Annotated in this window: 17 protein-coding genes; 8 read left to right on the top strand and 9 right to left on the bottom strand. The window is 61.7% G+C overall.

Annotated features, from left to right (window positions below):
- Nucleotide 1: 1 nt before the first annotated feature.
- Genes LJX92_RS10965 through LJX92_RS10945 form a run of 5 tightly spaced genes read left to right on the top strand, consistent with a single transcriptional unit; the run spans nucleotide 2 to nucleotide 4,566 of the window.
- Entirely contained in the window at nucleotides 2–796 is a 795-nt protein-coding gene (locus LJX92_RS10965; protein WP_005787620.1) for an ABC transporter permease, read from the top strand.
- Nucleotides 796–1,086 (top strand): (2Fe-2S)-binding protein, encoded by a 291-nt coding sequence (locus tag LJX92_RS10960; RefSeq protein WP_005787618.1) that lies wholly within the window; start codon nucleotides 796–798, stop codon nucleotides 1,084–1,086. Before LJX92_RS10965 ends, LJX92_RS10960 begins: the two co-directional genes overlap by 1 nt.
- Entirely contained in the window at nucleotides 1,083–2,426 is a 1,344-nt protein-coding gene (locus LJX92_RS10955; RefSeq protein WP_103735383.1) for an NAD(P)/FAD-dependent oxidoreductase, read from the top strand. Before LJX92_RS10960 ends, LJX92_RS10955 begins: the two co-directional genes overlap by 4 nt.
- Nucleotides 2,423–3,520 carry an NAD(P)/FAD-dependent oxidoreductase gene (locus LJX92_RS10950; protein WP_078821092.1) on the top strand — a complete coding sequence of 366 codons (1,098 nt, stop codon included), beginning with the start codon at nucleotides 2,423–2,425 and terminating at the stop codon, nucleotides 3,518–3,520. Before LJX92_RS10955 ends, LJX92_RS10950 begins: the two co-directional genes overlap by 4 nt.
- A 14-nt stretch (nucleotides 3,521–3,534) precedes the next feature.
- On the top strand, nucleotides 3,535–4,566 hold the full coding sequence (locus tag LJX92_RS10945) for an ABC transporter substrate-binding protein (protein WP_032876340.1): 1,032 nt from the start codon (nucleotides 3,535–3,537) through the stop codon (nucleotides 4,564–4,566).
- On the opposite strand, the gene LJX92_RS10940 is transcribed toward LJX92_RS10945, so the two are convergent.
- Both LJX92_RS10940 and LJX92_RS10935 read right to left on the bottom strand, forming a co-directional pair.
- Nucleotides 4,511–5,218, bottom strand: a complete 708-nt coding sequence (locus tag LJX92_RS10940) for a nicotinamidase (RefSeq protein WP_228309748.1) — start codon at nucleotides 5,216–5,218, stop codon at nucleotides 4,511–4,513. The two genes, LJX92_RS10945 and LJX92_RS10940, sit on opposite strands and share 56 nt — an antisense overlap.
- A gap of 126 nt (nucleotides 5,219–5,344) precedes the next feature.
- Nucleotides 5,345–6,118: an L-iditol 2-dehydrogenase gene (locus LJX92_RS10935; protein ID WP_032876342.1), complete on the bottom strand. Its 774-nt coding sequence runs from the start codon at nucleotides 6,116–6,118 to the stop codon at nucleotides 5,345–5,347.
- Nucleotides 6,119–6,360: 242 nt separating this feature from the next.
- Between LJX92_RS10935 and LJX92_RS10930 the strand changes: the two genes are divergently transcribed.
- Nucleotides 6,361–7,308 (top strand): helix-turn-helix domain-containing protein, encoded by a 948-nt coding sequence (locus LJX92_RS10930; protein ID WP_228309747.1) that lies wholly within the window; start codon nucleotides 6,361–6,363, stop codon nucleotides 7,306–7,308.
- Here LJX92_RS10930 and LJX92_RS10925 read toward each other — a convergent pair.
- Nucleotides 7,302–8,102, bottom strand: coding sequence for an aminoglycoside phosphotransferase family protein (locus LJX92_RS10925; protein ID WP_005787606.1), 801 nt, complete (start codon nucleotides 8,100–8,102; stop codon nucleotides 7,302–7,304). The genes LJX92_RS10930 and LJX92_RS10925 overlap by 7 nt on opposite strands.
- A gap of 208 nt (nucleotides 8,103–8,310) precedes the next feature.
- Between LJX92_RS10925 and LJX92_RS10920 the strand changes: the two genes are divergently transcribed.
- Together LJX92_RS10920 and LJX92_RS10915 are read left to right on the top strand one after the other, a co-directional pair.
- Nucleotides 8,311–9,261, top strand: coding sequence for a nucleoside-specific channel-forming protein Tsx (locus LJX92_RS10920; protein WP_005787604.1), 951 nt, complete (start codon nucleotides 8,311–8,313; stop codon nucleotides 9,259–9,261).
- 14 nt (nucleotides 9,262–9,275) lie between these two features.
- Complete coding sequence (locus LJX92_RS10915) at nucleotides 9,276–10,307, top strand: purine-nucleoside phosphorylase (protein WP_228309746.1); 1,032 nt, start codon at nucleotides 9,276–9,278, stop codon at nucleotides 10,305–10,307.
- A gap of 47 nt (nucleotides 10,308–10,354) precedes the next feature.
- Here LJX92_RS10915 and LJX92_RS10910 read toward each other — a convergent pair whose 3' ends face one another.
- The 6 genes from LJX92_RS10910 to LJX92_RS10885 all read right to left on the bottom strand — a co-directional run bounded on the left by LJX92_RS10910 (nucleotide 10,355) and on the right by LJX92_RS10885 (nucleotide 13,687).
- Nucleotides 10,355–11,314, bottom strand: coding sequence for a quinone oxidoreductase family protein (locus tag LJX92_RS10910; RefSeq protein WP_032876348.1), 960 nt, complete (start codon nucleotides 11,312–11,314; stop codon nucleotides 10,355–10,357).
- A 28-nt stretch (nucleotides 11,315–11,342) separates the two neighbouring features.
- Nucleotides 11,343–11,516: a DUF1427 family protein gene (locus LJX92_RS10905; RefSeq protein WP_005787598.1), complete on the bottom strand. Its 174-nt coding sequence runs from the start codon at nucleotides 11,514–11,516 to the stop codon at nucleotides 11,343–11,345.
- Nucleotides 11,517–11,585: 69 nt separating this feature from the next.
- Nucleotides 11,586–12,362 (bottom strand): AraC family transcriptional regulator, encoded by a 777-nt coding sequence (locus tag LJX92_RS10900; protein ID WP_078821087.1) that lies wholly within the window; start codon nucleotides 12,360–12,362, stop codon nucleotides 11,586–11,588.
- A 116-nt stretch (nucleotides 12,363–12,478) separates the two neighbouring features.
- A complete protein-coding gene (locus tag LJX92_RS10895; RefSeq protein ID WP_032803483.1) occupies nucleotides 12,479–12,649 on the bottom strand; it encodes a metallothionein in 171 nt (56 codons plus the stop codon).
- An 89-nt stretch (nucleotides 12,650–12,738) separates the two neighbouring features.
- Nucleotides 12,739–13,194 (bottom strand): DMT family transporter, encoded by a 456-nt coding sequence (locus LJX92_RS10890; protein ID WP_032876352.1) that lies wholly within the window; start codon nucleotides 13,192–13,194, stop codon nucleotides 12,739–12,741.
- Between the two features lie 4 nt (nucleotides 13,195–13,198).
- The gene (locus LJX92_RS10885; RefSeq protein WP_032876355.1) at nucleotides 13,199–13,687 is read right to left on the bottom strand and encodes a DMT family transporter; all 489 of its coding nucleotides are present in this window, start codon (nucleotides 13,685–13,687) and stop codon (nucleotides 13,199–13,201) included.
- Nucleotides 13,688–13,700: the final 13 nt, after the last annotated feature.

Here is a 13,700-nt window from a genome sequence, read left to right as displayed (position 1 = left end):
CATGTCCAGAAACGGTCCTTTGGCCCTCGGTTTCCATGGTTTGGTGGTGCTGTTCATGATGGCGCCGCTGGTGGTGGTGTGCCTGGTGGCGTTCACCCCGGAAAACACCTTGAGCCTGCCCACGTCGGGCTTTTCCCTGCGCTGGTTTCGCGCCGTATTCGAACGCGCCGACTTCATCCAGGCCTTCTATAACAGCCTGATCCTGGCGTTTACCGCCGCGTCCCTGGCGACCTTGATCGCGGTACCGGCGGCTTTGGCGATCAGTCGCTATACGTTCCCCGGGCGTAACTTTTTCAGTGCACTGTTTCTGTCGCCGATCATCATCCCGCACCTGGTGCTGGGCGTGGCGATGCTGCGCCTGTTTGCGTTGATGGGCGTTAATGGCAGCTTTACCTGGCTGATGCTGGCGCACGTGGTGATCATCACTCCCTATGTACTGCGCCTGGTGCTGGCGGCAGCGATCGGGATTGATCGCAGTGCCGAGCAGGCCGCCGAATCCCTCGGAGCCGGGCGCTTTACGTTGTTCCGGCAAATCACCTTGCCGATGATTTTGCCTGGGGTGGCCGGTGGTTGGTTGCTGGCGTTCATCAACAGTTTCGATGAGGTGACCCTGTCAATCTTCGTCAGTTCACCTGCCACACAAACCCTGCCGGTGCGCATGTACGTGTATGCCACTGAGTCCATCGATCCAATGATGGCGGCGGTATCGGCGCTGGTGATCGCACTCACCGCAGCGACCATGATTCTGCTCGATCGGGTCTACGGCCTGGACCGTGTACTGGTGGGGAAACATTGATGGCGCTGTTCAAGCGGCTGACCGAAACCCAGCGCCCAGCCCTGGCGTTCACCCTTGATGGGCAGCCGGCCACCGGGCTGCTCGGCGATACCTTGCTGACTGCCATGCTGACCTGCGCCGACCATCTGCGCGGCAGCGATTTCAGCGCCGAACGCCGCGCCGGTTTTTGCCTGATGGGTGCGTGTCAGGATTGTTGGGTACGGCTTGCCGATGGGCGACGCGTACGGGCCTGCTCGACGTTGCTCGAAGAAGGTCACGCGATCAGCCGCGATCCAGGACGGCAGCCATGAAGCCCGTGGCAATTGTAGGCGCAGGCCCAGCGGGCATCGCTGCCGCACGTACGCTGCTCGATCACGGCATAAAACCCTGCTTGATCGATGAGAACCTGCGCGGCGGCGGGCAGATATATCGGCGCCAACCGGCAAACTTCCAGCGCTCGGCCAAACAACTCTACGGCTTTGAAGCGAGCAAGGCGCAGACCGTGCATCGCATCATGGACGAGCTTGCGCCGTTGATCGACTACCGGCCGCAAACCCTGGTATGGAACGCCGAGGACAACCGTCTCGACCTGCTCACCAGCGGTCGCATCGACAGCGTTGAGTATTCGCGCATCATTGTCGCCACCGGCGCCACCGACCGCATCCTGCCGGTGCCGGGCTGGACCTTGCCGGGCGTCTACAGCCTGGGCGCGGCGCAAATCGCCTTGAAGTACCAGGGCTGCGCAATTGGCGAACGCGTAGTGTTTTGTGGTTCCGGACCACTGCTCTATCTCGTCGCTTATCAATATGCCCAGGCGGGCGCCAAGGTGTTGGCCGTGCTCGACAGTGCGCCGTTCAGTGCCCAATGTCGCGCATTACCGGCGCTGCTCAGGCAACCGGCGACCCTGGCAAAGGGTTTGTATTACCGTGCTTGGCTGACGACCCATGGGATTGCCGTGCATCAGGGCGCAACACTGTCGCAGATCGATGGAGAGCAACGGGTCCACGGCATTCGCTGGGGCGAACAGACGCTGGAATGCGATGCGGTGGCCTTCGCGCATGCCCTGCGCAGCGAAACGCAACTAGCGGATTTACTCGGCTGTGACTTTGCCTGGAATAATCTCAACCGCGCCTGGTTGCCGCAGCGGGACTGCGCTGGGCGCAGCAGCGTCGAGGCGGTGTATCTGGCTGGCGATGGCGCAGGGATCATGGGCGCGGATGCGGCGCAGATGGCTGGCGAATATGCGGCTTTGGCGCTGCTGGAGGATGCCGGCATTACGGTCGATCAGCACCGCCAGGATACGCTGCAGAAGCAGTTGGCGAGGATCCAGGGCTTTCGTCAGGGCCTGGAAACCGCGTTCCCTTTCCCCGAACAATGGGCTGTGCAAGCCCCCGACGAACTGATTCTGTGCCGCTGCGAAGAGGTCAGCGTCGGTGAAGTGCGGGCAGTAGTGGATGAGGGTCACTGGGAAATAAATCGGGTCAAAGCCCATTGCCGCATTGGCATGGGCCGCTGCCAGGGACGGATGTGCGGGTTGGCGACGGCGGAAATTGTCGCCCAGCGCAGCGGGCGTGGCATCGAACAAGTCGGACGCCTGCGAGGCCAAGCGCCGATCAAGCCGCTGCCGTTTGGCGTGGAGGGGCAACCATGATCGACGTCATCGTCCTGGGCGGCGGCATCGTCGGCGCTTCGGCAGCTTTGACACTCGCGCGAAAAGGCCAGCGGGTGGCGCTGGTGGAACGGGATTTTTGTGGCTCGCACTCCAGCGGCGTCAATTATGGCGGCGTGCGCCGCCAGGGCCGGCCCTTGCATCAGTTACCGTTGTCCCAGCGCGCCCATCAACTGTGGGCCGACTTGCCAGGCTTGATTGGCATTAGTGGCGAGTACGTGCGCTGCGGGCATTTGAAGCTGGCGCGCAGCCCGGCAGATTTTGCTGCGTTGCATGCGTATGCCGAACAAACCCGTGGCTTCGACCTGGGCTTGCAGCTGTTGGATCGCACTGAGTTGCGCGGGCGTTTCCCCTGGGTGGGCGACGTGGCAGTGGGTGCCTCCTTGTGCCCGGAAGACGGACATGCCAACCCGCGACTAGTGGCCCCTGCCTTCGCCCGTGCCGCCCTACGCCACGGCGCCGAGGTGTACGAGCAAGCCGAAGTGATCGGCATCGAGCACAACAGCCAACAGTTCCAGGTGCACTGTGCCAATGGCTTGCATCTGCAAGCCCCCTGGCTGCTCAACTGCGCCGGTGCCTGGGCCGGCAGTGTCGCTGCACAGTTTGACGAGCCGGTACCGATTACCTCGGCGCACCCGGCGATGCTGGTCACCGAACCACTGCCGGTGGTGATGACTGTCAGTACCGGTGTCGAGGGCGGAGGGATCTATGCGCGGCAAGTCGCCAGGGGCAACTGCATCCTCGGCGGCGGTCGCGGCTTTGCCCTCGGCCCACAGCAAGCCAGGCCAGGTCAGGCCGCGCTGCTGGAAATTCTGCGCAATGCCAGCGAACTCTATCCATTTCTCAAGGGTGCCCAGGCGATCCGGACCTGGAGCGGCACCGAAGGTTACTTGCCCGATCACGAACCGGTGATCGGCCCCAGCAGCACCCAACCTGGCCTGCTCCACGGTTTCGGCTTCGCCGGCGCCGGGTTCCAGCTCGGCCCCGCAGTCGGCGAAGCCCTGGCAGAGATTGTCTGCGCAGGGGCCAGCCGCCAACCCATCGAAGCGTTTTCCATCCGTCGTTTCCAAGCCTGAGAGGAAAAACATCCATGCACTCACGCATCGCTTTATCCTGCTTGTCCCTCGCCTTGCTCACCGGCACCGCCCATGCCGCCCCCACGCTGTATCTGGGCATGAACGGCGGTACCATGGAACGGGTGTACGCCGACAAGGTGCTGCCCGCCTTCGAGAAAGCCAACAACGTCAAGGTGGTGATCGTACCCGGCACCTCCTCGGACATCCTTGCCAAGGTCCAGGCCAACAAGGCCAACCCGCAGATGCACGTCATGTTCCTCGACGACGGCATCATGTACCGCGCGATCTCCATGGGCCTGTGCGACAAGCTCGCGCCAAGCCCGACCCTGGAGCAGATCCCGGCCAAGGCCAGAATCAAGGACGAAGCCGTGGCCGTAACACTGGGCGTCACCGGCCTGGGTTACAACGCCAAGATGTTCAAGGACAAGGGCTGGTCCGCACCCACCTCGTGGATGGACCTGGCCGACCCGCGTTTCAAGGACAAAGTGGTGTTCCAGTCCCTGGCCTCCTCCACCTTTGGCCTGCACGGTTTCCTGATGTTCAACCGCATCCAGGGTGGCGATGAAACCAATGTAGAACCGGGCTTCAAAGCCTGGCCTACGAGCGTCGGCCCCAACGTACTGGAATACATCGCCAGCTCCGCGAAGATCTCCGAGATGGTGCAAACCGACGAAGCCGCACTCTTCCCCCTGACGCCGACCCAGGTCGCCACGCAGAAGCTGTTGGGCATACCCATGGAATATGCGCAGCCCAAGGAAGGCGCGGTGGTTCTCAACGTGGCCGAATGCGTGATCGCCCGCAATGACCAGCCGGAACTGGCGCAGAAACTCGCAGCGTTCTTGCTGACCGCCGAGGCCCAGGCGCCGGCGCTGGAGGACGGCGACCAGATCCCTTCGAACCCGACGACGCCCACCACCGAAAAGACCCGGGCACGGGTGGAAGCCATGCAAGGTTACTTGCAGACGGCGATTTCAATTGACTGGGACCAGGTTAACCAGGCGAGGCCGGAATGGAATGCGCGGTGGAGTCGCTCGATTGAGCGTTGAGGCTTGAGCGCTGCGCAATCGCGGCCAGTTCATCGCGGGTGCTACTGATGACAGCACCCGCCTTGAGCAACTCATTGACCGCCTGTACACCCCCCTCCTCGCTGATGCTGCGGCACGCCGGCAGGTGCAGGACCACTTGCAATCCGGCCTTGAGCAACTGCAACGCAGTGGTCTTGACGCAGTAGTCCAAAGCCAGGCCGCCGACGATCACACGCACCACCCCTCGGGCCTTGAGGTATTCGATGACGCCGGTGGACAGTTTGTCATGCAGGTCATGGTAGCAGGCGCCATAAGGGTGCAGGTCGGGTTCGACGCCCTTCCAGATGAAGTAGTCATAGTCATAAGGCGCTGGCAGTTCGTCGAGCAACGTGAAGCCTTCGGTACCCGGCACGCAGTGGCTGACCCAGGTGACATCGGCGTGGGCAAGGCCAGTGGGCTGCAACATCTGGCTGTGCTGCGCGACCACCCAAGGGGCGTGCGGGGTGTGGGCGTCCTTGCTGCCGATGCGATGACCGGCGAGACTGGCCATGTAGTTGAGTTCGGCGCCAATGCGGTCGCCACCGACCACCGGCAACTCGTTGGGGCACAAAGGCGTGAAGCTTTTCTGCGCGTCGACGTCGAATGAAGCGATGGCGGTTTTCGCAAGGGTCATCGTGATTCTCCGGTGGCTGGCCCCAGGTGACGGAGTGTCAGTCACTTTATAGATGGCTGGCAACACCGCCATGGGTACAAGTCGAATCGTCGCACCGACCCTCCTAGTTTTTAACGGTGCATGGCTTCAGTTCATCCAGTTGCCGCCATCCACGTTGTAGGTCTGGGCCACCACATAATCGGCTTCCTTCGACGCCAGGAAGATCGCCATTCCGGTCAGATCTTGCGCCGTGCCCATGCGCCCGAACGGTACCTCATCCCCTACCCGCTTTTTCTTCTCGCCAGGTGCCAGCCCCTCATGCCTGGCAAACAGCGCATCAACGGCGTCCCAGTGCTCGCCGTCCACTACGCCCGGAGCGATGGCATTGACGTTGATGCCCTGCTTGATCAGGTTCAACCCCGCCGATTGCGTCAGGCTGATCACCGCCGCCTTGGTCGCACAATAGACGGCTACCAACGGCTCACCCCGTCGTCCGGCCTGGCTGGCCATGTTGATGATCTTGCCGCCATGGCCCTGGCTGATCATCTGCCGGGCCGCGGCTTGTAGCGTGAACAGGGTGCCGGCGACGTTGATCGAGAACAGCCGCTCAAAGCTGTCGCGGGTAATGTCGATAATAGGTGCCAGGTCGAACAGCGCAGCATTGTTGATCAGGATATCCAGCTTGCCGGCATGGGCCACGACCGCGGCGATGGCGGCGTCGATGCAAGCTTGATCGGTGACGTCCATCGCCACGGCGTAAGCCTGGGGGCCCAATTCGGCGGCGGTGGCCTGGGCGCGTTGCAGGTTGATGTCGGCAATGGCAACGGTAGCGCCTTCAGCAATATAGGCCTGGGCAAATGCGCGGCCGATACCCCGCGCCGATCCGGTGATCAACGCGCTTTTACCTTCGAGTCGTTTCATCGCGGTGTCCTGTAAAAATGAGTTCGGGTCGCCGGCACATTGCACCTGTTGTTTTTGTGGGCGTGCTTCGATTACAGCAGCTCGGCCTGGCCCTCACAAACGACTGGCGACTGCGCGGCTGATACTTTTTTGACCTCAAGCCCAGGATCAAAAAAGTACCAGTGCAAGGCAAAGCCGGGGTAGCACACTGATTGCCGGTGCGCGTATTTTGAGTCCATTGCACAACGACAAGAGGCAGCACCATGCCCATCAGCCGCGCCAGCCCGTTCGAGCACCGCCCTGCGGAGCTTGAAGTGATCCTGCCCGAACCGGAGCATGGTTTTCGCTGGTTCGAACATGACTATCCCTATGAGCTGGCGCGCTGGAACCACCACCCCGAGTTCGAGATTCACCTGATCCGCCAGGGCAGCGGCAAGCTGGTGGCGGGCGACTATATTGGTGCGTTCAGCGCCGGTCATGTCGCGTTGATCGGTCCTGACCTGCCCCACGACTGGATCGGCGACCTGGCGCCGGGCGAATACCTGAGCGGCCGCGACGTGGTGCTGCAGTTCGACGGCGCCGCCCTCCTCGCCCTGCGCACCACCCTGCCTGAGCTCGGCGATCTACAACCGTTGTTTGAACGGGCGCGATGCGGCCTTGAATTCAGCGGCGAAGCAGCAACGAGTGCGGCACGGCTGATGGAGGCCATCGGCAGCGCCCATGGCCTGCAACGCCTGACCCTGTTCCTGCAGCTGCTCGACACCCTGAAGAACGCCTCGCCCACACAGGCCAAGACCCTGGCCAGCCCGTACTACGCACCCACCCTGGATGCGCGCAGTGCCGATCGCATCAACAAAGCCTTTGATTACCTGATGCGCGAACTGACCGGCGACGTGCGCCTATCGGACATTGCGCGGCAATTGGAGATGAGCGAGCCGGGCTTCTCGCGTTTTTTCAAGCGCAACACCGGCCACGGTTTTATCGACCTGATGCGCAAGTTCCGCGTGCAACGTGCCTGCCGGTTGTTGTTGCAAAGCCAGATGTCGGTGGCGGATATCTGCTTTGAAGTGGGCTACGCCAACCTGTCCAATTTCAACCGCCATTTTCGCATCGAAATGCATCAGACGCCGAGCGAATACCGGCGGCAGACTGCATTGCATTTATTCAACTCCATCGCCAATCAACCACCACGCGCCAAGCTCACCTATTGACCCAGTGCCTGTTGCGCCAGGCAAGCCACCCGCAACTCAGCCTCGGCGCGCTCGCGTTCCTGATCTTCCAGAAACCAGGCGGCGGACAGCCCAGCGTGAGCCACCACCCATTGCAGCAGACGCGTGCGCGACAGCCCCGCCGCCTGCGTAATCACCTCGACCTGGCGGCTGAAACGCTGCGGGTCGCTAGCAGTAGGCAAATCCGGATTGCAGATCAGGTTGACGTAATCGTAGCCGCGCTCACCCACCACCCGTTTTGGATCAATCGCCAGCCAACCCCGAGGGCCGAAGTCGAGAATATTGTTGTGATGGATATCTCCGTGCAGCACCACCCTATCCTGTTGCGCCGCCAACAAGGTACGGGCCATCGCCGCGCAATCGCGTAGCACGCCACCTTCGCGCTCGGCGGCGTTCCACAAGGCATTGAACCATTCATCCAGTCCAAGCAAACCCTCGGGCGGCGATGCGCGGGGCGCATGCAGTCGGGCCACGGTAGCGCAGGCGATCTGGCTGGCTTCGTCGTCCTGGCCATTGAGGGCCATGCGCATCAAGGAACCTGGCCCAGTGGCGCGCTCCATCAATACTGCGGTGTGGTCATGGGCAAACACCTGAGCCGCGCCGTCGCCTGCCCACCAACTCAACAAACGACCGCCAAGCTTTTCTTCCGAGGTATGGGCAATTTTCAACATCGCCGCCATGCCTTGCCAGCGCACCGGCAAAAGGTGACTGCCAGGCGTAACGATAGGCTCGCCATCGGCACTCAAGCTCCAGGCGCGCAGATAGTGATCGAACATATGAGTGCTCCAGTGGGTGGGCACAGGATGACATGTAACCCGCAGGTTTTCTGACCAAAGCGTCGGCTAATTCGCGTTTTTTCCAAACAGTTCAAGCCATTGGCACAAGTTGGTACAGCCTGTGCAAACGTTTGCGGAACGAACTTGGCAGCCAAGTTCAGCCCTACCCGACGAATCGGGTTAAACCGCGTACGAATAAGGACTTTCAATGCATCCCACCTCTAAGCCTCGTGCTTGCCTTGGTGTTTCCCTGCTACTGGCCGCCGTTACGGGAGTACTCAGTGGCCCCATTTTGGCGCAGCAAAAGCCCGTCGATGATTCAGCCCAGGGCGAAACCCTAAGCCCTGAGGCCAGCCCACCGGCGAAAAAAGGTGTTTACCTGTCGGAGTGGTTCAACCAGGACCTGACGCTGATCGGCAGCAAAGACATCAGCTTCGGCCCCAAGCCGCAGGATGACGTCTACCTGGAGTACGAGTACTTCGGGCGCAAGGGGCCCTTTGAGCTGTACGGCTATATCGACGTGCCGAAGATCCTCACCATCGGTAACAGTAATGACAAAGGTGTATGGGACCATGGCTCGCCGGTATTCATGGAGCATGAACCGCGGATCTCCATCGACTACCTCGCAGGGCGCAGCCTGGCAATCGGCCCGTTCAAGGAGTGGTATGTGGCCTTCGACTGGATTTACGATCACGGCAGTCATAAGGAAAACCGCGCCAACACCCTGTACAGCGGCCTGGGCACCGATATCGACACCCACTCGCGGGTCAACCTGTCGGCCAACTTTTATGGCCGCTACCAGTGGGAAAACTACGGCGCCAGCAATGAATATTCCTGGGATGGCTACCGCGCGCAGATGAAGTACATCGTGCCCATCGGCAAGTTCGACAACGGTGCTTCGCTGACCTATATCGGCTTTACCAACTACGACTTCGGCTCGGACCTGCACAAGGACAACCCGGCGCGCACCGCCAATTCCCTGGTGGCTACCAACGTGTTGCTGTACGCGTTCACCCACCTGCGCTTTACCCTGGTGGGTCGTTACTTTCACAACGGTGGCAACTGGGAAGACGGCAGCGAGTTGAATTTCGGCGAAGGCAACTTCCGCGCCCGCTCTGATGGCTGGGGTTACTACGCCGGCGTGGGTTACCAATTCTGATCAAGGAGCTGTACATGAACGCACTGACTCGTATCTCGCTGGCCGTCGGCCTCGCTCTGCTGCCCCACGTAGTGCTGGCGGATAACCCCGCACCGATCAAGCCCAAGGTGATGTTGATCACCATGTTCGCCCCCGAGGCGCAAACCTGGATCGACCGCCTGGAACTCAAGCAGGAAGTACGCGTGCCGGGGCTGTCTGCCGAGTACCCAGTGATTCGCTGCAACACCCAGGACGTGTGCCTGCTGGTAACCGGCATGGGCCAGACCAACGCCGCTGCATCGACCCTGGCCCTGGCCTTGTCGCCCAAATTCGACCTGCGCCAGAGCTATTTCCTGATCGCCGGTATCGCCGGTATCAGCCCCAAGCACGGCACCATCGGCACCGCCGCCTGGGCCCATTACCTGGTGGAGTTCGGCACCCAGTGGGAGCTGGATTCACGGGATGCGCCCAAGGACTGGCCGACCGGTTATATCGGCATCAACACCAAGGGGCCCAACGAAAAGCCACCGCTGGACTACAAGACCGAAGTATTCGAGCTCAACCCCAAGCTGCAAGCCAAGGCGTTTGCCTTGTCGCACAAGGTGGAGCTGACCGAGAGCAAAGAATCCGCCGCCTGGCGCAAGCACTATCCCGACGCCCCGGCCAACCAGCCGCCGCAAGTCACGCGCTGCGACACGCTGGCGGGCAATACCTGGTTTTCCGGCACCCGCCTGAGCGAACGCGCCGAAGTCTGGACCAAGTTGCTCACCGACAATAAAGGCGAATACTGCACCACCCAGCAGGAGGACAACTCCACTTATGAAGCCCTGCTACGCGCCAGCCGTGAAGGTCTGGTGGATATCCAGCGCCTGGCCGTAGTGCGCGCAGGCTCCGATTTTGATCGGCCTTATCCGGGTTACAGCGAGGTCGACAACTTGCTCAAGTATGCGGACCAGGGTGGCTTTGTACCGGCACTGGAAAACCTGTACCGCACGGGCAACCCGCTGGTGCAGGCGATTGTGAAGCAGTGGTCGGCGTGGGAAAAAGGCGTACCCGAGGCCGAGTAAAGATCTGAAGTGGGAGGGGCTTACCCCCTCCCACATTTGAGGCGATGTCACGGCAGCAGGATGAATTTGTCCGGGCTGCCGCTGTTCACTTGCTCATAACACTCAACTCCATCAGCCAACGCCACTTCGCGCAGGCCGGTGGGCAACGGCAACAACCCCTCATCAAAGAACCGCCCGAACGCCCCTAACATCACCGCACATTGCTCACAGCTATAGAGCAAAGAGTTGACGCCTACCACCGTCCCCCCCTTGCGATACAGCGCCAGAGCCGGCAGTTGCACGTGGCCGTCGACCGGCGCGGCAATGATTGCGATACGGCCGAAAGGCGCCAACCCCGCCACTGCAGCGGGCAGCCAGAAACCGCTGGTATCGAAGATCACCTCGGCGCCGCCCTTGAACACGGCGTGCACTTGTACGCCCAGTTCCTGCGGTTGGCCCAGGGCAATCGCCTCCACGCCTTGCGCCTGTAAGACATCCACCTGATCAGGGCGACGCACCGCTGCCAGCACCTGCGCACCACGAAGCTTCGCCAGTGCCAACGCCGCGCTGCCAACAGCACCATTGGCGCCGATCACCAGCAACCGCGTGCCCTTGCCCACACCACTGCGTTCCAGCGCATCCCAGGCCGTGGTATACGGCACGCCAAGGCTCGCGGCCTGGGTGAAGCTCAAGTGACCGGGCTTGGGCACCACGCCTGTGGCCAATACCCGAAGGTATTGGGCATGGGAGCCGTCAGCAAAAAAGCCCAGGTCGCGACCGGTGCCCCAGACTTCCTGACCGAGCAAGGCTGGCGGACCTTCGACCACCACCCCGGCAAAATCACGCCCGGGAATGCGCGGCAGCGTGGTGTAGGGAAACCGGCCGAGTACGTTTTTCACATCGCTGGGGTTCAGACCGGCGGCTTTGACCTGGACCAGCACTTCATCGGCAGACGGTACGGGCGTGGCAACATCGACCAGGCGCAGGTCGGCGAGGTCGCCACTGGCGCTAAATTGTAGTGCTTTCATTAAAGGCATCCGTCGAAGAAGAAAAGGATCAGGACAACCAACCGCTGACCAACTGCCGCCCCATGGGCCACAACTGTTCGCCGAGCAGCATGCCCATCAGCCCCACCAGAGCAATGGCCGGCGGTGCGGGCGAACGAAAGCCCAGCGCGCCGTAGATCACGCCGACAAACAGGCCGATGGCCAAGGAAATCAGATAGTTCATGGTGACTACGCCCGGTTGATTGATGGGCTCAGCTTAAGGTGCGACTGGCTTCGGCATCGGCCAAGTGCTTCAGGATTTCGGCCAACCCGCGTACTGCGAAGGCGATACACCCAGTTCACGGCGGAACATGTCGCTGAAACTGCTGGGCGAATACCCCAGGGCACGAGCAATGCCGCTCACCGACCGGCCCTGGATCAGTTCCGCCGCCGCCGTCGCCAACTGCACTTGGCGCCGCCACTGCGCGAAGCCCATGCCCAGGTGGTTCTGGAACAACCGCGCCAGGGTGCGCACGCTGGCACCGACAGTTTCGGCGTGCTGCTCGAAAGGGATGTCCAGGGACGGCGCAGCCATGACCGCCCGGCATACACTGCTTAGCCGACGATCAGTCGCCACCGGCATGACGATACGGATTTGCGAGCGGCGTGCCCGTTGCAGCTCCAACAGGGCCAGGCCAACGAGCGCCTCGTAGTAGCCGGCATCGGCGTGATCGACCTGCTCCACTAACGTCACGATCAATTCACGCAATAACCGGCCCACCTCAATCACCTGCACCTGACTGTCCAGCGTCGCCGCCAACGCCGGGCGCAGGTAGATGTTGCGCATCTGCAAGTCGGAGACAACACGGATGCCGTGTTCGACTCCCGGCGGCAACCACACGGCGCGCTGCGGCGCAACTATCAGGGCTTCACGGGGCGTCTCGACCCACATCACGCCGCTCATCGCATAGAGCAACTGGCCCCATTCATGGCGATGGGGTTCCACATACAACCCACGCGGGTACGTGCGTGCCAGGGGCTGCACTGGGACGGCTTGATCACTGAGGTCGGGGGGCGCGGCCAGGGCCATGGCGGGTATATGTCAATCAAGGGAAAGGCGACCATGGTAAAGACTGGCCGCCGACAAGCGAACTGTTTTTACTCACCCGGCAGGCCCGGGTTGTCCGAGCCTGCAGGTAGATCACGTCAGGTGCGGGCCGACTTGGCGCACTCACAGCCGGTCGCGGCGGCGCAAGGCTCACCGTGGGCATGGTGCTCGGCACAGCCCTGGCAGCAATAACCTTTACCGTCCTTCATGATCGCATCGGCACCCAGTACGCATTTGCAGTGTGGGCAAGCACAGGTTTTATCTGGCATGGTCAGACTCCTTCTTCATGGTCGTCCCGGTGCAGCGAACGCCACACCTTAAGCAGTGACTCCACGCAGAGCGCCAAGGTTCAGCGCCGTCAGTCGGCCGCCCGGGTATTGCTGCGGTACATGAACACCAGTGCCAGCGCCAGGCACAGCATCGCCACGATGCGGCTGCCCGACAATTCGATCGCCGGGTTACCCAACCAGCCAAAGTTGTCGATCAGCATGCCCATGCCCAACTGCCCGACAATCACCGCCACCGTGGCGACAGCCGTGCCAACCACCGGCACCGCGCCGACCATCACCAGCATGTACACCACACCGAACAAGGCGCCGGTCAATTGCCATTTCGGCACGTCCAGCAGGCTGACGGCCTGAGCCGGCTCGAAGAAAAATATCAACAACGCCGTGGTGAGTGCACCAACGGCAAAAGTCAGCAGGCTGCTGCGCAATACCCCAACCGTCTGGCCCAGGCGCCCATTGATCGCGGCCTGCACACTCAACACCGCCCCTGCTGCAATCACCACCACCAATAACAGAATCAGATTCATCGTCTTACCCTCGTGCAATCAGGACCAATGCCGCCACAATCAACGCCAGCGCAATCCAGCGTTCGCCATTGACGCGCTTGCGCGCCGTGCCGAACCAACCGAAGTGGTCGATCAATACACTCTTGCCCACCTGGCCGGACAGGATCGCAATCATGGTCATGGCGATACCGATGTGGGGCGTGGCTAGGGTCAGCACCACCACATACATCGGCCCCAGGAACCCACCAATCAACTGCCAGCGCGGCAGTTGGGTAAATGCCGGGCCCTTCTGCGGGCCGCTGAACAGCAGCAGTAGAAGGAGAATCGCGGTGCCGACGCCAAAGATGCTCAAGGTCGCCCACAAATGCCCGACCTGCGCGCCCAACGGCCCGAGCAGGCCAGCCTCCACCGACAGGCCCATGCCCGCCAGGATCACCAACGGCAACAACAGCAACCGCAGAAAATTTTTGTTAGGTCTGGCCTGCGCCACACCTTCGATAGAACGTGCCTGCATAAATCACCTGCGC

Origin of the sequence: Pseudomonas sp. HN8-3 (genome assembly GCF_020790195.1) — a bacterium.
Classification (GTDB): Bacteria; Pseudomonadota; Gammaproteobacteria; order Pseudomonadales; family Pseudomonadaceae; genus Aquipseudomonas; species Aquipseudomonas synxantha_A.
Note: the sequence above shows the minus strand (reverse complement) of the source record. Positions and strands in the feature narration are given on the sequence as shown.